The sequence below is a fragment of the Urbifossiella limnaea genome, assembly GCF_007747215.1.
GTDB lineage: Bacteria > Planctomycetota > Planctomycetia > Gemmatales > Gemmataceae > Urbifossiella > Urbifossiella limnaea.
In genome coordinates, this window is record NZ_CP036273.1 from 2740049 (window position 1) to 2759849 (window position 19801).

Genomic DNA, 19801 nt, shown 5'->3' on the forward strand with positions numbered 1-19801 from the left:
ACGACGCACGCAATGGCCGTCAACCTCCCGCCGCACTACCACGAAGCCGACGCCCGGTACAAGAAGGCGAAGACGCCCGAGGACAAGCTCGCCGCGCTCCGCGAGATGTGGGTGCTGCTGCCCAAACACAAGGCCAGCGAAAAGGTCCAGATGGACCTCAAGTGCCGCATCTCGGAGCTGAACGACGAGATCGACGCGGCCAAGAGCGGCCCCAAGAAGGCTGCCCCCGGCACGTTCAAGTTGCCGCGGCAGGGGGCCGGCACGGTCGTGTTCCTCGGCCCGCCGAACGCCGGCAAGTCGCGCCTCCTCGCCGCCCTCACGAAGGCCCAGCCCGCCGTCGCGCCGTACCCGTTCACCACCCGCGAGCCCATCCCCGGGATGATGGACTACGAGGACGTGCGCGTGCAGCTGGTGGACCTGCCGCCGGTCACCGCCGACCACTACGACCACTTCGTCACCGACCTGACCCGCGCGGCCGACGCCGCCGTGCTGTTCCTCGACCTGAGCGACGACGACGGCCCCGCCGCGACGCAGGCCACGATCGACCGGTTGAAGCAGGCCCGTCGCGAACTCGTGACCGAGCTGCCGGCCGAGGAAGACCCCGCGACGTACTCGCTGAAGACGCTGCTGGTCGCAACGAAGGCCGACGACGAGGCCGCCGACATTCGCCTGGAACTGGCCCGCGAGGCGGTCGGCGACCGATACCCGTTCCTGGTCGTGTCCGCGGAGCAGGGCACCGGCGTTGCCGAGTTGAAGAAGGCGATTTACGACCGGCTGGGCGTCATCCGCGTGTACACGAAGCAGCCGGGCAAGCCGGCCGACATGACGAGCCCGTTCACGTGCCCCGCCGGCAGCACGGTCGCGGAGTTCGCCGGGTGCGTCCACAAGGACTTCGAGGAGGGGCTGAAGTCGGCCCGCGTCTGGGGGTCGGCGGCGTTCGACGGGCAGACCGTCGGCCGCGACCACGTCGTGAAGGACAAGGACGTGGTCGAGTTGCACCTGTGACCGCGTGCGACCACAATACCTCCATGAACCTCCCCCCGCGCGACCCGCTGCTCGTGCGCCACGGCCGGATGCGCCTCCTCGGCGCGTTCGTGCCGGCGGTCGGCGTGTCGGCCCGGCGCGGCGACACGGTCGTCGTCCGCACCGAGCGCGGCCAGGAGGTCGGCGAGGTGCTGTGCCCGGCGACGCCGCAGGCGGTGAGCGCCATCCCCGACGCCACCAAGGGCGACATCCTCCGCGTCGCGGTCGCCGAGGACCGGGCGAAGCTGGCCCACCTGGCGGACGTGGAGCGGAAGGAGTTCGCCGCGGCCGAGAAGCTGATCGCGGCGCACCGGCTGGCGATGCAGCTGGTGGACGTGGAGCACCTGTTCAGCGGCGAGCGGATCGTTTTCTACTTCCTGGCCGAGAGCCGCGTCGACTTCCGCGAGCTGGTGCGCAGCATGGCGCGGGAGTTTCACACGCGGATCGAGTTGCGGCAGATCGGCGTCCGCGACGAGGCCCGGCTGAAGGCGGACTACGGCGACTGCGGCCGGCCGGTGTGCTGCAACACGCACCTGGTGGTGATGCCGCCCGTGAGCATGAAGATGGCCAAGCTCCAGAAGGCGACGCTCGACCCGAACAAGATCAGCGGCCGGTGCGGCCGGCTGAAGTGCTGCCTCCGGTACGAGCAGGACGTGTACGAGGAGGTCCTCCAGGAACTGCCGCCCGTCGGCAGTCGCGTCGTCACCGCCAAGGGGCAGGGGCGGGTGCTGGCGCAGGAATTGTTGGCCCGCCGCCTCCTCGTCGAGTTCGAGGACGGCCGGCGGTTGCCGGTACCCGCCGCCGAGGTGCTGACGCGGTTGTAGAACGTAAACGCAGGACGCACGCCGACCGAATCCTCGAGGGCATAGTGGACGCGAAATTACTCGAACTCACCCGCACCGACCCGCGGTACGCCTACGAGGCCTACGAGTTCGTTTGCGAGGCCGTGGGCTTCACCCAGGACCGCCTCGGCCGAACCGACGTCGAGGCCGGCGAGGACGAGAACCACGTCAGCGGCGAGGAACTTCTCCGCGGCGCGTGCGCCATGGCCGTCCGCGACTTCGGCCTGATGGCGCCGGTCGTCTTCCGCCGCTGGGGTATTCGCACCACCGACGACTTCGGCACGCTCGTCTTCAAACTGATCGAAGCCAACCGCCTGAGCCGCTCCGACGACGACGACCCCGAGGACTTCCGCGAGGTGTTCGACATCGAAAAGGTGCTGCTGGACGGCTTCGAACTCACCATCGGCGACCGCCCGCGGCGGGGGGAGCGATGACCGGCCGCAAGCTCCGTCTGGCGGTCGCGTCGCTGCTGCTCCTCGGCTGGCTCGGCTGGCTCGGGTACACCGCGCTGGCGAAGTACCGCGGGCCGGTGGTGCCGCGGTCCCAGGCGGCCGTCGCGGCGCTCGCCGTCGTCGCTCACGTGCCGGCCGTCGAGGGGCCGCAGGTGGTCGAGGTGAAGGACGTGCTCTCGGGCACGAAGCCCGACGGCCCGCTGACCGTGGCGAACCTGTCGGAGGCGGCCGGGTACGATGGGCCGGGCGAGTACCTGCTGTTGCTGGCGAAGGGGCGCGGCGACGCCTTCGTGGTGGTCGGCCAGCTGCGGACGCCGGGGTACGACGGCGTCGGCTCGCCGACGGTGTACCGGTGGACGCCGGCGGTGAAGGCGCAGGCCGAGGCGCGATTTCGGTGAACCCCGGCGGCGGCGGGCGCGTCCGTGCGGCGGGCGGGCTTTTCGGCTTGAACCGCCGCGGGGTGCGGCCTACTCTGACCGTCCGCGGGTCGTGCTCGCGTAGCTCAGTGGTAGAGCGGCGCTTTTGTAAAGCGCGGGTCGTGGGTTCAAATCCCTCCGCGAGCTTATCCCCACCGGGGGCTCGGGTTCGTACAACAGGCCGTGCCGGAGGATCGAGTAACGGGTAGGTGGCAGAGCGGTCAATTGCACCAGACTGTAAATCTGGCCTCTTCGGAGTTCGGGGGTTCGAATCCCTCCCTACCCACTGGATTTTTTTCGATCGAGGATTGGAGATTGATGATTGCCCGGCCCGGACTTGCCGCCCGTATCCGTTCAATCGTCAAGCACAAATCGGCAATCGAAAATCCGACGCGGGTGTAGCTCAGCGGTAGAGCTCTTGCCTTCCAAGCAAGATGTCGTGGGTTCAAATCCCATCGCCCGCTCTGGCCGGCCGGCCGCGCGGCCCGTATCACACCCCCGGTCGCCGGCGCCGCGGGCGGATTTGCTGCTGTAGCTCAGCTGGTAGAGCACCTCCTTGGTAAGGAGGAGGTCATGGGTTCGAGTCCCATCAGCAGCTCTCGGACGTGACGCGGCCCGCCGGACCTCGGCGACCCCGGCCGCCGACCAACCGGACACACCACTAAGGAGCGGAGACTGCGATGGCGAAGGGCAACTTCGAGCGGACCAAGCCGCACGTCAACGTCGGCACCATCGGCCACATCGACCACGGCAAGACGACCACCACCGCGGCCATCATGGCCCGTAACGCCCACATCAACAAGCTGAAGGAATTCAAGACCTACAGCGAAATTGCCAAGGGCGGCATCGTTCGCGACGCCAACAAGACGGTCACCATCGCCGTCTCGCACGTCGAGTACGAGAGCAACGACCGGAACGTCGCAAGCGCCGACGCGTTGCCGTACAAGGACCTGATGGACTACCCCGGCCTCGCCGCGATCGACTTCAGCCAGCCGATCAAGGGCCGCCACTACGCCCACATCGACTGCCCCGGCCACGCCGACTACATCAAGAACATGATCACCGGCGCCGCCCAGATGGACGCCGCCATCCTCGTCGTCGCCGCCGACGACGGCCCCATGCCGCAGACCCGCGAGCACATCCTGCTGGCCAAGCAGGTCGGCGTGCCGAAGATCGTCGTGTACCTCAACAAGTGCGACAAGGCCGACCCCGAGCTGATCCCGCTCGTCGTCATGGAGCTGCGTGACCTGCTCAACAAGTACGAGTTCGACGGCGACAACATCCCCATCGTCTACGGCCGGTCGAAGGAGGCGCTCGAGAACCCGACCAACGACGGCCTCGACGGCCCGAAGTCGATCGACGCCCTGATGTTCGCGCTGGACACCTACGTGCCGCTGCCGCAGCGCGAGGAGGACAAGCCGTTCCTGATGTCCGTCGAGGACGTGTTCTCGATCAAGGGCCGCGGCACCGTGGCCACCGGCCGCATCGAGCGCGGCCAGTGCAAGGTCGGCGACGAAGTCGAGATCATCGGCCTCCGCAAGGACAGCATCAAGACCGTGCTCACCGGCATCGAGATGTTCCAGAAGACCCTCGACAAGGGCATCGCCGGCGACAACGTCGGGGCGCTGCTCCGCGGCATCGAGCGCGACGGCATCGAGCGCGGCCAGGTCATCGCCAAGCCCGGCTCGATCCAGCCGCACCGCAAGTTCGAGGGCAGCATCTACGTCCTGTCGAAGGACGAAGGCGGCCGGCACACGCCGTTCTTCAGCGGGTACAAGCCGCAGTTCTACTTCCGCACGACCGACGTGACCGGGAGCATCGCGCTGCCGGCCGGCGTCGAGATGTGCATGCCCGGCGACAACGTGAAGGTGTCCGTCGAGCTGATGGAGGGGATGCCGGTCGCCATGGACGAGGGCCTCCGGTTCGCCATCCGCGAGGGCGGCCGCACCGTCGGCTCGGGCGTGGTGACGAAGATCCTGGCCGACGACCCGCCGGCGAAGAAGTAACGCGGCGTCCTTTGTCATTCGTCCTTTGTCATTCGGCCTCACGGCAGCGAGGATCGCCCCGCGGCGAGTCCAGTGCTCGAGGGACGAATGACGAATGACGAATGACGAGTAGGACGAAGGAGCGTAGCTCAGTTGGTAGAGCAGTGGTTTCCAAAACCACCGGTCGGGGGTTCGAGTCCCTCCGCTCCTGCTCACGACCCGACCACCACTGCCGGCCCGCCCCCGACGTTCGGACGCGGGGGCGAGGGCCGGCCGACTCGTTCGGGGCAAGGCCCGCCGACGGCGAACCGGACTCGCAAAGGACGAACGATGGCGACCGCCGTGGAACCCAGCCCGCCGACCCAACCGCGGACTCCGAGTGCCGACTCCGGCCTGTTGCTGTACAGCCTCGTCGGCGCGGGCTACGTCCTCGCCGCGCTGGCCGTCGTCTTTTACGCCATCCCGACCTTGTGGGCCGAGTACGTCCGCCCGGCCGTCGGCGGTGACACGATCCTCGAAGCCTTTGTCCGCGGCGTACTCACGCTCGGCGCGCTCGGCGGGCTGGTGTGGTTCGGCCTCAAGCTCGCCGGCACCGCGCCCCCGAAGGGGATGCGCGGGGGCGTCTTTCTTGTGCTCGTGACGTTCTTCCTGGTCCTGCTCCTCGGCGGCTGGGCGACGGCGAAGTTCGAGGGTGCCGCCGGTACCGTCGTCACCGCGATCGTCGTCGGCGGCATCCTGTTCGGCGCGTTTCGGCTGCTCGTGTCACCCCGCGGCACCAACTGGATGCTGAGCCTCGAAGAGCAGGGTTGGTTCCACGGGGGCACGTTCAAGCGTGTGCTCGGGCGGGTCGTCCGCCGGGTGACGATGATCGGCATCCTGGGCATCGGCCTGACCGGCGCGTACGCGCTAGTGTCCCAGGGGACGCTACCGGACAACTGGGACGTGCCGCTGCCGTTCCTGCACACCGAGGACGGCGCCCCGAAACTGTTCCGCCTGCTGTCGGACGCCAAGATCACCATCCCGCTGCTGATCTGCGTGCTGACCGCGTGGGTGGCGTATCGGGCCGTGAACATGCCGGCGTTCGCCGAGTTCCTCATCGCCACCGAGGCGGAGATGAACAAGGTGTCGTGGTCGAGCCGGAAGCGGCTGGCGGCCGACACCGTGGTCGTGCTGGTGTGTACCATCTTCATGGCCCTCTTCCTGCTGTTCGTGGACCTGTTCTGGGGCTGGCTGCTGAGCAGCGGGCCGGTCGGCGTCCTGCCGAGCCGGAGCGAGACCGGGCAGAAGGGCGGCCAGGTGCAGGCCGCCCGCTGGTGAGCCCACGGACGGGTGCAGTTGACTGAGTCGCGGTTTGAAGCGGAAGCCCGTCCGGCGTCCCCGGGCGGGCTTCGCCCCTTACAAGCCAGGTTCCCATGACCGACGAAACCACCCACACCCCCGACGACGCCCCGGTCGCCCCGGCCGATTCGCCGGCGGAGCCGGCTGCCGAGCCGACCCCGGAGCCGCACGCGGCGTTGCCCGAGCCGGCCGCCGAGGAGTCGGCCGCCGAGGAGCCGGCCGCCGAGGAGTCGGCCGCCGAGGAGTCGGCCGCCGAACCCGTTGCCGAGACGGCGCCCGAGTCGGAGGCAGAAGCCGGGGCGGTGCCTGAATCGGAGCCCGAGCCGGAACCGGAGCCAGTACCGGCCGAAGCCGCCCCCGCCGAGGTCGAGGCCCCCCCGGCCGAGCCGGAAAGTAAGAAGCGCTGGTACGTCATCAAGGTGCAGAGCGGCCGCGAGGACACCATCAAGGCGGCCATCGAGCGGAAGGTGAAGATCGAGGGGCTCGAAGAGTTCTTCGGCCAGGTGCTCGTGCCGGTCGAGGAGTTCGTGGAGAAGAAGAGCGTCCGGGCCAAGGTCAAGAACAAGAAGACCGGCGAGGTGGAGACGGTCACGCAGGAGAAGAACGTCGTCAAGAAGCGGAAGAAGTTCCACGGGTACATCTTCGCCGAGGTCGAGTTCAACGACAAAATCCTGTACCTGTTCCGCGAGACGAGCGGCGTCGGCGACTTCGTCGGCGGCGGCGGCGGCGTGCTGAAGCCGCCGGCCCCGATGGACCCGCTGGAGGTCCGCAAGATGCTCGGCACCGCCACCGCCGGCGAGGGGAAGCCGAAGGTCGCGGTGAAGCTCGACTTCGAGAAGGGCGACCGCGTCCGCGTCAAGGACGGGGCGTTCTCCGGGTCGGAGGCCGAGGTCAAGGTCATCACCATGCCGAAGGACCCGACCGACACGCCGAAGGTCACCGTGGTGGTCACCATCTGGGGCCGGCCGGTCGAGATGGAAATGGACTACTGGCACGTCGAGAAGCTGTGACGCTCTCGACGCCCACCTGCCGCGGCGGGTGGGCTTCCGGCCGAACCCGCTCGCCGGGCGGCGGGCGGGTTCATAGAATCAGTTATCTTCAACGGAAACACGCGCCGCTAGGTGAGTCATGGCGAAGCAGGTTACGGCAGTCGTGAAGCTCCAGTGCCCCGGCGGCACCGCCACGCCGGCCCCGCCGGTCGGCCCGGCGCTCGGCGCGCACGGCGTCAACATCGGCATGTTCGTGAAGCAGTTCAACGAGAAGACCGGCGGCCCCGACACGAAGGGGCTGATGCTGCCGGTGATGATCACCGTCTATTCGGACCGCAGTTTCGAGTTCAAGATCAAGTCGCCCCCCGCGGCCGTGCTCATCAAGCTCGCCGCGAAGATCCCGGCCGGCAAGAAGCAGGGCAAGGAAGTGATCCCGCCGGACGGCAAGAAGGGCGGCAAGTACAAGGGCTTCGTCCTCAGCAAGCAGCAGGTGCTGGAGATCGCCAAGAAGAAGTTGCAGGATCTGAACGCCCGCGACGTGGACCACGCCGCCCGCATCATCGAGGGGACCGCCCGCAGCATGGGCATCGCCGTCGCGGCCGAGTAGCGGCCGAGTATCGAAGCACGAAATCCGAAATTCGAACCGGTCGCGTGTGTTCGAGTTTCGGATTTCGTGCTTCGAATTTCACGCCCGCCCGTTGCCGCACCCGGCGTGCCGAATAGGTTTATACATTCACCGCCTTTTTCACCCAAGAGGCGGGAGGGGTTGTATCGGGCTTCGGCCGCGAGAACCCCGCCCCGTGAGGTAGACATGGCCAAGGACGAGAACAAGGACGCGGCGCCTGCCGCGGCCGCCCCGCCCGTTGCCGCCGAGGCCGCTCCCCCGGCTGAAGCCCCCGCGGCGAGGCCGGAAGCTGAGGCGGCCATCGCCGCCCCGAAGCGGACTAAGAAGCCCGGCGTGCCGCCGAAGCGCGGCAAGAAGCTGCGGAATCACCTGGCCAACATCGAGAAGCGGCTCCGCGAGGCCGGCACGATGCCGCTCAAGCAGGCCGTCGCCGAGCTCCGCAAGCTCAAGCGGGCCAAGTTCGACGAGACGATCGAGGTGCACATCAACCTCGGTATCGACGTGACCCAGTCGGACCAGATGGTTCGCGGGGCGATCGGCCTGCCGCACGGCATCGGCAAGTCGGTCCGCGTGGCCGTGTTCGCCCAGGGCGACAACGCGGCGAAGGCCAAGGCCGCCGGCGCGGACGTCGTGGGCGGTGCCGACCTGGTCGAAAAGGTGACGAAGGAGAACTTCCTGGAGTTCGACGTCGCCATCGCCACGCAGGACATGATGGGCCAGGTGTCGCGGCTCGGTAAGGTGCTCGGCCCGCGCGGGCTGATGCCGACGCCGAAGGCCGGCACCGTGGTCCCCGCCACCGGCGACGTGGCCGCGGCGGTGAAGGAGTTCAAGGCCGGTAAGGTCGAGTACCGCTCCGACAAGACCGGCCAGGTCCACGCCGGCGTCGGCAAGATGAGCTTCGACGACGACAAGCTCGTCGCCAACATCACGACCTTCGTCGAGCAGGTGCGGGCCGCGAAGCCCGCCGCCGTGAAGGGCGTGTACATCAACGGGGTGTCGGTCTCCGCCACCATGTCCCCGGGCATCCGGGTCGCCATCTGACACCCCAAACCCGCGGCCACCGCGGCGGACTGACACATGAGCAAGAAGATCAAGGAACTGGAGCTCGCGGCCCTGCGAAAGACGTTCGCGGGCGTGAAGAACTACGTCATCCTGGAGCCGATCAAGGTCGACTCCGCGACCGAGTTCGAGTTCCGCAAGAGGCTCCGCGAGAAGAAGGTCAAGACGCAACTCGTCAAGAACACGTTCCTGAAGAAGGTGTTCGGCGAGAACGGCATCGCCATCGACGGCCTGTCCGGGCCGACGCTCCTGTGCTGGGGTGCCGAGAGCATCAAGGAACTGAGCAACGCCGTCGACGGCGTCGTCAAGGACTTGAAGAAGGACCCGAAGGCGCCGGACAAGTTCAAAGAGAAGACCGCCGTGGCCGACGGCCAGCCGGTCACGATGGCGATCGCCAAGACGATGCCGACCCGCCTGGAGGCGATCGGCGACGTGCTCAACGCGGTGCTGTCGGCCGGCGGCAACATCGCTGCCGCCCTCACCGGGCCGGCGACTCAGTTGGCCGGCATCCTCAAGGCGATCGAGGAGAAGGCGGCCGACGCCCCCGCGGACGCCCCGGCCCCGCCGGCCGCGTGAACCTGACGTGACTTTCCGCCGTCCGGTGTGGCACCGGGCGGCATGACCTCGACCTATTACGCACCGCCGGGCCGCTTCACCCGGCAAGTGACACTGAAAGGGACTGACCATGAGCGCCGTCGCGGAACTGGGTGACAAGCTGGCCGGGCTCACCATCGCCCAGGCCGTCGAGTTGAAGAACTACCTGAAGGAAAAGTACGGCATCGAGCCCGCCGCCGGCGGCGCGGTGATGATGGCCGGCCCGGCGGCTGCGGCCGGCCCGGCGGCCCCGGCCGCCGAGGCGACCGAGTTCAACGTGATCCTCGAGAGCGTGGACGCGGCCAAGAAGATCAACGTCATCAAGATCGTCCGCGAGCTGACCGGGCAGGGGCTCGCCGAGGCCAAGGCGACCGTCGAGGGCGCCCCGAAGGCGATCAAGGAAGGCGTCGACAAGAAGATCGCCGAAGACCTCAAGAAGAAGCTGGAAGAGGCGGGCGGCAAGGTGTCGGTCAAGCCGGTCTAAGTGCCGCGCGGGTCGGGGGGCGTGAGCCCCCGGATTCGCATTTTCGCAAGCAAAGAATCCGGGGGCTCACGCCCCCGGCTCGCCTTTGCGAAGCGTTGTCGGTCCTGCCGGTGGTGCGGTCTGCAAAAAAAATGCCCGCCCGGGTCGACTTTTCCGACTCGGGTGGGTATGATGTTCCGTTAGCGGTCGTTCGCGCCGTTGGTTTTCCACGGCCCGTGATCCCACCCGTCGGCCGCGGGAGGGATGATTGGCCGAGCCGCGAAACAGTGGTGACAATGTTCGCGACCAACCCGGTCCGCCGTGTCGCTCCGCCCTCTCAGATTCGCACCATGCCGCTAATTCTGGTACCCGCCGACGCCGCGTCCCGCGGTGTGGAGGGGCCGTCGATCGTCGTCCGACCGTCGGTCGCGGGCCGGTTGCCCGCCTGCATTCAATAACGCCCCACGCCACCCGACGCAAGGCCCGTTGCCACCGGAGGCAACGCCGCCCCGGCGTCGTGCCGTCATTCGTGGTCAGGAGCAACCCCGATGCCCATCCCGGCCCAGCGGATCATTCTCCCGGAAACCGAGCGGAACTTCGGCCGCTTCGGCGACGCCGTGGAGGTTCCCGACCTGACCGACGTCCAGACCCGCTCCTACGCGCGCTTCCTCCAGCTGGAGGTCGGCTACGACAAGCGAGAGCAGCACGGCCTCGAAGGGGTGTTGAAGGAAATCTTCCCCATCGAGAGCTACGACAAGAAGATCTCGCTCGAGTACGTGAAGTACGACCTCGGTAAGCCGCGCTACGACCCGGACGAGTGCCGCCAGCTGCGCCTCACCTACGGCCGGCCGTTCCGCGTCTGGCTGCGCCTCCGCAAGAGCGACGGCACGGCCGTCGAGGAGGAGGTGTACCTCGGCGACATGCCCATCATGATCGGCGGCGGCGAGTTCATCATCAACGGGGCCGAGCGCGTCGTCGTGTCGCAGCTGCACCGGTCGCCGGGTGTCGACTTCGTCGTCACCCGCGAGGCCGACAAGGACATGCACAGCTGCCGCATCATCCCCGAGCGCGGCAGCTGGATCGAGATCAACGTCTCCAAGAAGGAGACGTTCGGCGTCCGCATCGACCAGTCGGGCAAGTTCTCGGCGCTGACGCTGCTGCGGGCGATGGACCCGATGTACACCAGCACCGCGAACATCCTGAAGGAGTTCTACCCGACCGAGAAGATGAAGCTGTCCGACAAGTCGCGCGCGCTGCTCGTCGGCGACATGGAAAACAACATCTTCCCGATGTACGCCGCCGACGACGTGATCGACCCCGAGACGGGCGAGGTCTACCTCGACGCCGGCAAGCCGTTCACCAACGAGAAGGTGGACAAGATTCTCGTGTCCACGCTGAAGGAGATCGAGGTTCTTCCGTACCCGAAGGACCCGATCATCATCACGTCGCTGAACGAGGACGGCACGCACTCCCACGAGGAGGCGCTGCTGAAGATCTACCAGCGGCTGCGGCCCGGCAACCCGGCGCAACTGGAGAAGGCCCGCGAGCTGTTCCGCGAGAAGTTCCTCGACCCGAACCGCTACCGGCTCGGCCGCGTCGGCCGCTTCCGCATCAACCGGAAGTTCAACCAGACCATCGCCGAAACGGAGATGACGCTCCGCAGCGTCGACTTCGTCAACTCGGTGAAGTACGTCCTCGACCTGCGTGCCGGGAAGGGCCACGTCGACGACATCGACCACCTGGGTAACCGCCGCCTGCGCACGATCGACGAGCTGGCCGCCGACGAGCTGCGGAAGGGCTTCCTGAAGCTCCGCCGCACCGTGCAGGAGCGCATGGCCATCCGCGACCAGCAGGACATGAGCCCCCGCACGCTCATCAACCCGAAGAGCGTGTCGGCCGCGATCGAGTACTTCTTCGGCCGCAGCGAGTTGTCGCAGGTGGTGGACCAGACGAACCCGCTGGCGCAGTTGACGCACGAGCGGCGGCTGTCGGCCCTCGGGCCGGGCGGCCTAAACCGCAAGCGGGCCGGGTTCGAGGTGCGCGACGTGCACATCTCCCACTACGGCCGCATCTGCCCGATCGAGACGCCGGAAGGCACGAACATCGGCCTCATCTCGTCGCTGAGCATCTACGCCGAGATCGACGACTACGGGTTCCTCATCACGCCGTACAAGAAGGTCCACAACAAGAAGTTGAGCGACGACGTGGTGAAGTTGCGGGCCGACGAGGAGAGCCAGGCCAAGCTCGCCCCCGCCGACACCCCGACCGAGGGCGACCGGCTGTCGTCCGACCGCGTCAGCGGCCGGTACGACGGCGACCTCACGAGCATCCCGGCCGAGAAGCTCGAGTACATCGACGTGTCGCCGAAGCAGATGGTCGGCGTGAGCGCCGGGCTCATCCCGTTCCTGGAGCACGACGACGCCAACCGGGCGCTCATGGGCTCGAACATGCAGCGGCAGGCCGTGCCGCTGCTCGTGCCCGAGCCCGCGATCGTGTCCACCGGGCTGGAGCGGGAAGTCGCCAAGCATTCCGGGATGCTGGTCCGCGCTCAGGAGGACGGCACCGTCGTGTACGTGGACGCCGAGCGGATCAAGCTGGAGGAGAAGGACAAGATCGTCCGCGAGTACGTCCTGCGGAAGTACCACGGCCTGAACGAGCGCACCTGCCTCAACCAGAAGCCGATCGTCGACATGGGCGAGAAGGTGAAGCGCGGCCAGATCCTGGCGGACGGCGCCGCCACCAAGGAGGGCGAGCTGGCCCTCGGCCGGAACGTGCTGGTCGCGTTCATGTCGTGGGAGGGGTACAACTTCGAGGACGCCATCATCATCAGCGAGCGGCTGGTGAAGAACGACACGTACACCTCGATCCACATCGAGGAGTTCGACATCGAGATCCGCGAGACGAAGCTCGGCAAGGAGGAGTTCACCCGCGACATCCCGAACGTGTCGCCGAAGGCGCTGAGCAACCTCGACGAGAACGGCGTCGTCCGCATCGGCACGTTCGTCCACCCCGGCGACATCCTGGTCGGCAAGGTGTCGCCGAAGAGCCGCAGCGAGCTGACGCCCGAGGAGAAGCTGCTGCACGCGATCTTCGGCCGGGCCGGCGAGGACGTGAAGAACGACTCGCTCGAGGTGCCGTCGGGCGTGGAAGGCGTCGTCATCGCCGCCCACCGGTTCAGCCGCCGCGCGAGCATGACCGAGGACGAGCGGAAGGAGCTGGCGCGGCAGGAGAAGGACATCGACACCGTCTACTCGAAGAAGATCGCGGAGCAGTTCCGCGAGTTCATCGAGGCGCTCGGCACGGTGCTCGACAAGAAGGAGCTGAAGGACCCGAACACGGGCAAGCAGCTCGGCTCGGACAAGGACGACCGCGCCGTCGCCGAGCAGGCGAAGGGCTTCAAGCTCGACGCGCTCGACATCCGCAGCCCGGACCACGACAAGAAGGCCAAGAAGATCCACGGCCGGCACTGGGAGCGGATCCAGTTCTTCATCGACGAGCAGGAGCGGAAGCTCAACTCGCTGAAGCGCGGCGACGAACTGCCGAGCGGCGTGCAGCAGATGGTGAAGGTGTACGTCGCCACCAAGCGCGTCATCAGCGTCGGCGACAAGATGGCCGGCCGGCACGGGAACAAGGGCGTCATCAGCAAGGTGCTCCCCGAGGAGGACATGCCGTTCCTCCGCGACGGCACCCCGGTGGACATCCTGCTGAACCCGCTCGGCGTGCCGAGCCGCATGAACGTGGGCCAGATTCTCGAAACCCACCTCGGGTACGCCGCCGCGAAGCTCGGCTTCAAGGCCGTCACGCCGGTGTTCGACGGGGCCACGGAGGAGGAGATCCGCGAGGCGCTGAAGGAGGCCGGCGTCCCGGAGACGGGCAAGAGCACGCTGTACGACGGCCGGACCGGCGAGGCGTTCGACCAGCCGGTGACGGTCGGCTACATCTACATGCTGAAGTTGCACCACCTCGTGGACGACAAGGTGCACGCCCGGGCGACGGGGCCGTACAGCCTCATCACCCAGCAGCCGCTGGGCGGCAAGGCGCGGTTCGGCGGCCAGCGGTTCGGCGAGATGGAGGTGTGGGCGCTGGAGGCGTACGGCGCCGCCTACATCCTTCAGGAGCTGCTGACCGTGAAGTCGGACGACGTCGAGGGCCGCACCAAGATTTACGAGTCGATGGTGAAGGGGGAGAACACGCTGGAGGCCGGCACGCCGGCGAGCTTCGACGTGCTCACCCACGAGATCCGCGGCCTGGGCCTGAACATGCAGCTGGAGAAGAAGCGGGTGTAGGGATTTGTGATTTGCGATTTCAGATTGCGTGATTGAGGCCCGCCCGGCTCCCGCCCGCTTCACGCGGGACGTGGTGCCGGCGGGCCGCCCGAAGCCGAATATCGTCAATCATAAATCATCCATCGAAAATAGGTGACCCATGTCCACCGCCGCCGCCAAGACCGCCGACGCCGCCGACAGCAGCACCTACGAGCGGATCAACGACTTCGGGGCCGTCCGCATCTCGCTGGCGTCCCCGCACGACATCCGCTCGTGGAGCTTCGGCGAGGTCAAGAAGCCGGAGACGATCAACTACCGCACGTACCGGCCGGAGAAGGACGGCCTGTTCTGCGAGCGCATCTTCGGGCCGGAGAAGGACTGGGAGTGCACCTGCGGCAAGTACCGCGGCATGAAGTACAAGGGGATGATCTGCGACCGGTGCGGCGTCAAGGTGACGCACAGCCGCGTCCGCCGCAAGCGGATGGGGCACATCGAGCTCGCCGCCCCGGTCGTCCACATCTGGTTCTTCAAGGCCATGCCGTCCCGCCTCGGGACGCTCCTGGACATGAAGACCACCAGCCTGGAAAAGATCATCTACTTCCAGGACTACGTGATCGTCGACGCCGGCACGTCCCTCGGCAACAAGGTGCCCGGCAGCACCAAGACGATCAAGGAGCGCGAGCTCCTCACCGAGGACGAGTACAAGGCCGCCCGCACCGAGTTCGGCGACACGTTCGAAGTGGACATGGGCGCCGAGGCCATCAAGAAGCTGCTGGAGAAGCTCAACCTCGTGGACCTGTCCCGCGAGCTGCGCGAGCGGCTCGACAAGGAGATGCTGCGCGGCGAGAAGGCGAGCAAGCAGCGGCTCAAGGAACTGGTCAAGCGGCTCAAGACGGTCGAGGCGCTGCGGGACAGCAGCAACAAGTGCGAGTGGATGGTCCTGGAGTGCATCCCGGTCATCCCGCCGGACCTGCGGCCGCTTGTGCTGCTGGACAGCGGCAACTTTGCGACGAGTGACCTGAACGACCTGTACCGCCGCATCATCAACCGGAACAACCGGCTGAAGAAGCTCGTGGACCTGAACGCCCCCGAGGTCATCATCCGCAACGAGAAGCGGATGCTGCAGCAGAGCGTGGACGCGCTGTTCGACAACAACCGGTGCAAGCGGCCGGTGCTGGGCAGCAGCAACCGCCCGCTGAAGTCCCTGACCGACATGATCAAGGGGAAGCAGGGCCGGTTTCGCGAGAACCTGCTCGGCAAGCGGGTGGACTACTCGGCGCGGTCGGTCATCGTCGTCGGCCCGGAGCTGAAGCTGCACCAGGCCGGGCTCCCGAAGAAGATCGCGCTCGAGCTGTTTCAGCCGTTCATCATCCGCCGGCTGAAGGAGCTCCAGCACGCCGACACCATCAAGTCGGCGAAGAAGATGCTGGAGCGCAAGGACGACGTGGTCTGGGACATCCTGGAAGAGGTCACGAAGAGCCACCCGGTCCTCCTGAACCGCGCCCCGACGCTGCACCGCATGGGCATCCAGGCGTTCGAGCCGGTGCTCATCGAGGGCAACGCCATCCGCATCCACCCGCTCGTGTGCAAGGGCTTCAACGCCGACTTCGACGGCGACCAGATGGCCGTCCACCTGCCGCTGTCGATCGAGGCGCAGGTCGAGGCGACGGTGCTGATGATGAGCACGAACAACATCTTCAGCCCGGCCAACGGCAACCCGATCATCACGCCGTCGCAGGACATCGTGATGGGCTGCTACTACCTCACCGCCAGCCGCGGGGCCGACGACGAGGCGGTCGAGAAGGGCGACGGGATGGTGTTCCACAGCCCCGGCGAGCTGTTCCGCGCCCACGCGGAAGGGAAGCTCGGGATGCACGCCAAGGTGCGCGTCCGGCTGCCGATCGAGAAGCGGTTCGTCAGCGAGCTGAAGGACGAGAAGGGCGCCTCGCGGGCCGAGGACATCCCCCGCAAGCCGAACGGGCTGGTCCGCACCACCGTCGGGCGGGTGATCTTCAACGACATCCTCCACCCGAAGATGGCGTACTACGACCTGCCGCTGACGAGCAAGTACCTCAGCCGCATCATCGCCGACTGCTACCAGCAGCTCGGCCGGCGGGAGACGATCGCGCTGCTCGACCGCATGAAGGAGACCGGCTTCCGCGAGTCGACGCGGTCGGGCCTCAGCTTCGCGTCGTCCGACCTGCGGACGCCGGAGAACAAGGAGGCGGTGCTGGCGGCCAAGGACAAGGAGGCGGACAAGCTCCGCAAGCAGTTCGAGAAGGGGATCATCACCGAGAACGAGCGCTACAACAAGGTGATCGACACCTGGATGAGCGCCCGCGACGAGATCACCAAGCGGCTCATGGTCGACCTGGCCAACGACCGCCGGGTCGACCAGGTGACCGGAAAGGTGGTGCCGTACCTCAACCCGATCTACCTGATGGCCCACTCGGGCGCCCGCGGCGGCATCGAGCAGATCCGCCAGCTGGCCGGCATGCGCGGCCTCATGGCCAAGCCGAGCGGGGCGATCATCGAGACGCCCATCAAGAGTAACTTCCGCGAGGGGCTGACCGTGCTGGAGTACTTCTCCAGCACGCACGGCGCCCGCAAGGGGCTGGCCGACACGGCGCTGAAGACCGCCGACTCGGGCTACCTCACCCGCAAGCTGGCGGACGTGGCGCAGAACGTCGTCATCACCATGGAGGACTGCGGGACGACGCTCGGCATCACCAAGGGGATCATGTACAAGGGCGACGAGGTGGACCGGCCGCTGTCCGACGGCGTCCGCGGCCGCGTCAGCCGGACGACGGTCGAGCACCCGACGACGCGGGAGCCGATCGTCCACGAGAACGACATGATCACGCCGGACAAGGCCAAAGAGCTGGAGCGGGTCGGGCTCGACAAGATCACCGTCCGCAGCCCGATGACGTGCCAGGCGCCGCTCGGCATCTGCCGCAAGTGCTACGGCATGGACCTGGCCACCGGGGCGATGGTCGAGGAGGGCATGGCCGTCGGCATCATCGCCGCCCAGTCGATCGGCGAGCCGGGCACCCAGCTGACGATGCGGACGTTCCACATCGGCGGGTCGGTGAGCCGGTCGAACACGACCGAGAGCGAGTCGAAGGCCAAGAAGGGCGGCGTGATCCAGTTCGAGCGGATCAACGTCGTCACCAACGAGGCCGGGCAGCACATCGCCCTGACGCGGACCGGCGAGATCCTCGTCCTCCGCGGCGCCGGCGGGGCCATCGCCGAGCGGTACGCGGTGCCGAACGGGGCCGAGGTGTTCGTGACCGACGGCCAGGAGGTCGCCGCCGGCACGTCGCTGGTGAAGTGGGACCCGCACGCCCTGCCGGTGGTGTCCGAGGAGACGGGCACGGTGCGGTTCGTGGACATCAAGGAGGGCGTCACCCTCCGCAAGGAGCTGGACCGCCAGACCGGCGTCGAGCGGTTCACGATCATGGAGCACAAGGGCGACCTCCACCCGAAGATCGAGATCGTCGGCGACCGCGGCCAGATCTTGAAGGGCTACCCGATCCCGGAGCGGGCCAACCTCCAGGTCACGACTGGCCAGAAGGTGACGGCCGGGACGCTGCTGGCGAAGACGCCGCGCGAGGTGTCGCAGACGCACGACATCACCGGCGGCCTGCCGCGCGTCACCGAGCTGTTCGAGGCCCGGCGGCCGCGGAACCCGGCGGTCATGGCCGACGTGTCGGGCAAGGTGCGGATCGGCGACCGGAAGCGCGGCAAGCGCGTCATCTGGGTCGAGCCGGCCAACGACGACGGCGAGAAGATCGGCGAGGAGCGCGAGCACCAGGTGCCGGCCGGGGCGCCGATGCGCATCCACGACGGCGAGTACGTGAAGGCCGGCGACCCGCTCGTCTACGGGCCGCTCGTGCCGCACGACATCCTCCGCGTGTCGGGCACCGACGCCGTGCAGGAGTACCTGGTGCGCGAGGTGCAGGCGGTGTACCGCTCCCAGCGGGTGGACATCGACGACAAGCACATCGAGATCATCGTCGCGCAGATGCTCCGCAAGGTGAAGGTGAAGGACACCGGCGACACCGGCCTGCTGCCGGGGGCGGTGATGGACCGGTTCGCGTTCGACGAGGTGAACCGCCGGCTGACCGAGGAGTGCGTGAAGGTGATCGAGGCCGGCGACTCGTCGCTGGTGCCCGGCCGCGTGTTCAGCCGCGAGGCGTACGAGGAGGAGCGCACGGCCGTCGAGGCCGCCGGCAAGAAGAAGGCCCTGCCGACGATGTCGATCCCCGAGCCGTCCACCAACGAGGTGCAGCTGCTCGGCATCACGAAGGCCGCGGTGCAGTCGGACAGCTTCATCAGCGCCGCCAGCTTCCAGGAGACGACCAAGGTGCTGACCGAGGCCGCCCTGGCGAGCAAGGTGGACTACTTGGTCGGCCTGAAGGAGAACGTGATCCTCGGGCACCTGATCCCGGCCGGCACCGGGTTCAAGTCGCACCAGGAGGCCGAGGTGCGGATCAACATGCCGGACGGGGCGAACTACTACGCCCCGCCGGACGCCACCGCCGTGGCCGGGGCGCAGTAACGGAGTCGGGCCGCGTGTCGTGCGCGGCAAAAACTCACCCCCACCCCTGGCCCCTGGGGGTGGGTTTCCGTTCAATGACTTAACCCGTTCGTTCCGGGACCGGTCCCCGCATTGGCGGGCCAGACGAGGTTGGAATGCCGACGATCAACCAGCTGATCCGCTCCCCGCGGGTGCCGCAGCGCTCGAAGCCGAAGCACCCCGCCATGCAGGGCTGCCCGCAGAAGCGCGGCGTCTGCACGGTCGTGAAGACGATGACCCCGAAGAAGCCGAACTCGGCCCTCCGCAAGGTGGCCCGCGTGCGGCTGTCGAACGGCATCGAGGTCACGGCGTACATCCCCGGCGAGGGGCACAACCTGCAGGAACACAGCATCGTGCTGGTCCGCGGCGGCCGCGTCCGCGACCTGCCCGGCGTCCGCTACCACATCGTCCGCGGCGTGCTCGACAGCCAGGGCGTCGGCGACCGCAAGCAGGCCCGCTCCAAGTACGGGGCAAAGAAGGAAGGCAAGTAACAGTTTCGAGTTTCGAGTTCGGAGTTTCGAGTCCCGACCCGCCGGTCGGGTGAGAGGCCGGACTCGGAGCCGCGAACTCTGAACCCGAAACTTCAAACTCGAAACTCGAAACTACTATGGGTTCCAAAGGCCGGACCGCCAGCTACACGAAGCTCATCCCGGACACCCGGTACGGGTCGCTCCTGGCCAGCAAGTTCATCAACTGCCTGATGCACGACGGCAAGAAGGCGACGGCCACGCGCGTCTTCTACGACGCCATGGACCAGATCAAGAAGCGGATGCCGGACGCCGACCCGATCGCCATCTTCACCGACGCCCTGAACAACATCAAGCCGACGCTCGAGGTCCGGTCGCGGCGCGTCGGCGGGGCGAACTACCAGGTGCCGATGCAGGTGAAGGCCAAGCGGGCCGAGAGCCTCGCCGTCCGCTGGCTCCTCGCCGCCATCCGCGGCAAGAGCGGCCGGCCGACGTACCTCCGCCTCGCCGAGGAGCTCATGGCCGCCTACCAGCGCCAGGGCGAGGCCATGAGCAAGCGCGAGCAGACCATCAAGATGGCCGAGGCGAACAAGGCGTTCAGCCACTTCGCCTGGTGAGTGTGGGCTCCGAATACAATTAACCACAGAGTCACAGAGGGCACCGAGGGAAGACAGAAGGCAGAGACAGAACCATTCTTGAAAATG

Annotated in this window: 15 protein-coding genes and 5 tRNA genes; all 20 read left to right on the forward strand. The window is 67.4% G+C overall.

Annotated features, from left to right (window positions below; genetic code table 11):
- The first annotated feature begins 12 nt into the window (after positions 1-12).
- Positions 13-1005: a GTPase gene (locus ETAA1_RS11055; RefSeq protein ID WP_145237646.1), complete on the forward strand. Its 993-nt coding sequence runs from the start codon at positions 13-15 to the stop codon at positions 1003-1005.
- 23 nt (positions 1006-1028) lie between these two features.
- Positions 1029-1847, forward strand: coding sequence for a PSP1 domain-containing protein (locus ETAA1_RS11060; RefSeq protein ID WP_238389414.1), 819 nt, complete (start codon positions 1029-1031; stop codon positions 1845-1847).
- 44 nt (positions 1848-1891) lie between these two features.
- Entirely contained in the window at positions 1892-2299 is a 408-nt protein-coding gene (locus ETAA1_RS31810) for a Minf_1886 family protein (RefSeq protein WP_202920824.1), read from the forward strand.
- Complete coding sequence (locus tag ETAA1_RS11070) at positions 2296-2715, forward strand: hypothetical protein (RefSeq protein WP_145237651.1); 420 nt, start codon at positions 2296-2298, stop codon at positions 2713-2715. The genes ETAA1_RS31810 and ETAA1_RS11070 overlap by 4 nt, the downstream gene beginning before the upstream one ends.
- 93 nt (positions 2716-2808) lie before the next feature.
- Positions 2809-2880: transfer RNA gene (locus ETAA1_RS11075), tRNA-Thr, on the forward strand.
- A 56-nt stretch (positions 2881-2936) separates the two neighbouring features.
- Positions 2937-3019 (forward strand) — tRNA-Tyr (locus ETAA1_RS11080).
- A gap of 106 nt (positions 3020-3125) precedes the next feature.
- Positions 3126-3197: transfer RNA gene (locus ETAA1_RS11085), tRNA-Gly, on the forward strand.
- A gap of 61 nt (positions 3198-3258) precedes the next feature.
- Positions 3259-3331 (forward strand) — tRNA-Thr (locus ETAA1_RS11090).
- Positions 3332-3413: 82 nt separating this feature from the next.
- Positions 3414-4739 carry an elongation factor Tu gene (gene tuf / locus ETAA1_RS11095; protein ID WP_145237654.1) on the forward strand — a complete coding sequence of 442 codons (1326 nt, stop codon included), beginning with the start codon at positions 3414-3416 and terminating at the stop codon, positions 4737-4739.
- A 117-nt stretch (positions 4740-4856) separates the two neighbouring features.
- Positions 4857-4929, forward strand: a tRNA-Trp gene (locus ETAA1_RS11100).
- A 119-nt stretch (positions 4930-5048) separates the two neighbouring features.
- Entirely contained in the window at positions 5049-6035 is a 987-nt protein-coding gene (gene secE / locus ETAA1_RS11105; protein WP_145237657.1) for a preprotein translocase subunit SecE, read from the forward strand.
- A gap of 95 nt (positions 6036-6130) precedes the next feature.
- A complete protein-coding gene (gene nusG / locus ETAA1_RS11115) occupies positions 6131-7066 on the forward strand; it encodes a transcription termination/antitermination protein NusG (protein WP_202920825.1) in 936 nt (311 codons plus the stop codon).
- A gap of 118 nt (positions 7067-7184) precedes the next feature.
- On the forward strand, positions 7185-7652 hold the full coding sequence (gene rplK / locus ETAA1_RS11120; protein ID WP_145237665.1) for a 50S ribosomal protein L11: 468 nt from the start codon (positions 7185-7187) through the stop codon (positions 7650-7652).
- Between the two features lie 204 nt (positions 7653-7856).
- Positions 7857-8711 (forward strand): 50S ribosomal protein L1, encoded by an 855-nt coding sequence (gene rplA / locus ETAA1_RS11125; RefSeq protein WP_145237668.1) that lies wholly within the window; start codon positions 7857-7859, stop codon positions 8709-8711.
- 36 nt (positions 8712-8747) lie between these two features.
- Positions 8748-9305: a 50S ribosomal protein L10 gene (gene rplJ / locus ETAA1_RS11130; protein ID WP_145237671.1), complete on the forward strand. Its 558-nt coding sequence runs from the start codon at positions 8748-8750 to the stop codon at positions 9303-9305.
- A gap of 109 nt (positions 9306-9414) precedes the next feature.
- On the forward strand, positions 9415-9807 hold the full coding sequence (gene rplL / locus ETAA1_RS11135; protein WP_145237674.1) for a 50S ribosomal protein L7/L12: 393 nt from the start codon (positions 9415-9417) through the stop codon (positions 9805-9807).
- 527 nt (positions 9808-10334) lie between these two features.
- A complete protein-coding gene (gene rpoB / locus ETAA1_RS11140) occupies positions 10335-14072 on the forward strand; it encodes a DNA-directed RNA polymerase subunit beta (protein WP_145237677.1) in 3738 nt (1245 codons plus the stop codon).
- Between the two features lie 139 nt (positions 14073-14211).
- A complete protein-coding gene (gene rpoC, locus ETAA1_RS11145; RefSeq protein WP_145237680.1) occupies positions 14212-18612 on the forward strand; it encodes a DNA-directed RNA polymerase subunit beta' in 4401 nt (1466 codons plus the stop codon).
- Positions 18613-18746: 134 nt separating this feature from the next.
- Positions 18747-19121, forward strand: a complete 375-nt coding sequence (gene rpsL, locus ETAA1_RS11150; protein ID WP_145237683.1) for a 30S ribosomal protein S12 — start codon at positions 18747-18749, stop codon at positions 19119-19121.
- Positions 19122-19237: 116 nt separating this feature from the next.
- Positions 19238-19714 (forward strand): 30S ribosomal protein S7, encoded by a 477-nt coding sequence (rpsG, locus tag ETAA1_RS11155; protein WP_145237686.1) that lies wholly within the window; start codon positions 19238-19240, stop codon positions 19712-19714.
- Positions 19715-19801: the final 87 nt, after the last annotated feature.

Excerpts from the sequence above, each read along its gene's own strand:
- rplA (WP_145237668.1), top strand. The coding sequence starts at position 7,857 with ATGGCCAAGGACGAGAACAAGGACGCGGCGCCTGCCGCGGCCGCCCCG.
- ETAA1_RS11055 (WP_145237646.1), top strand. The coding sequence starts at position 13 with ATGGCCGTCAACCTCCCGCCGCACTACCACGAAGCCGACGCCCGGTAC.
- rpoB (WP_145237677.1), top strand. The coding sequence starts at position 10,335 with ATGCCCATCCCGGCCCAGCGGATCATTCTCCCGGAAACCGAGCGGAAC.
- rpoC (WP_145237680.1), top strand. The coding sequence starts at position 14,212 with ATGTCCACCGCCGCCGCCAAGACCGCCGACGCCGCCGACAGCAGCACC.
- tuf (WP_145237654.1), top strand. The coding sequence starts at position 3,414 with ATGGCGAAGGGCAACTTCGAGCGGACCAAGCCGCACGTCAACGTCGGC.
- secE (WP_145237657.1), top strand. The coding sequence starts at position 5,049 with ATGGCGACCGCCGTGGAACCCAGCCCGCCGACCCAACCGCGGACTCCG.
- ETAA1_RS11060 (WP_238389414.1), top strand. The coding sequence starts at position 1,029 with ATGAACCTCCCCCCGCGCGACCCGCTGCTCGTGCGCCACGGCCGGATG.
- rplJ (WP_145237671.1), top strand. The coding sequence starts at position 8,748 with ATGAGCAAGAAGATCAAGGAACTGGAGCTCGCGGCCCTGCGAAAGACG.
- rpsG (WP_145237686.1), top strand. The coding sequence starts at position 19,238 with ATGGGTTCCAAAGGCCGGACCGCCAGCTACACGAAGCTCATCCCGGAC.
- rplK (WP_145237665.1), top strand. The coding sequence starts at position 7,185 with ATGGCGAAGCAGGTTACGGCAGTCGTGAAGCTCCAGTGCCCCGGCGGC.
- ETAA1_RS11070 (WP_145237651.1), top strand. The coding sequence starts at position 2,296 with ATGACCGGCCGCAAGCTCCGTCTGGCGGTCGCGTCGCTGCTGCTCCTC.
- rplL (WP_145237674.1), top strand. The coding sequence starts at position 9,415 with ATGAGCGCCGTCGCGGAACTGGGTGACAAGCTGGCCGGGCTCACCATC.
- nusG (WP_202920825.1), top strand. The coding sequence starts at position 6,131 with ATGACCGACGAAACCACCCACACCCCCGACGACGCCCCGGTCGCCCCG.
- rpsL (WP_145237683.1), top strand. The coding sequence starts at position 18,747 with ATGCCGACGATCAACCAGCTGATCCGCTCCCCGCGGGTGCCGCAGCGC.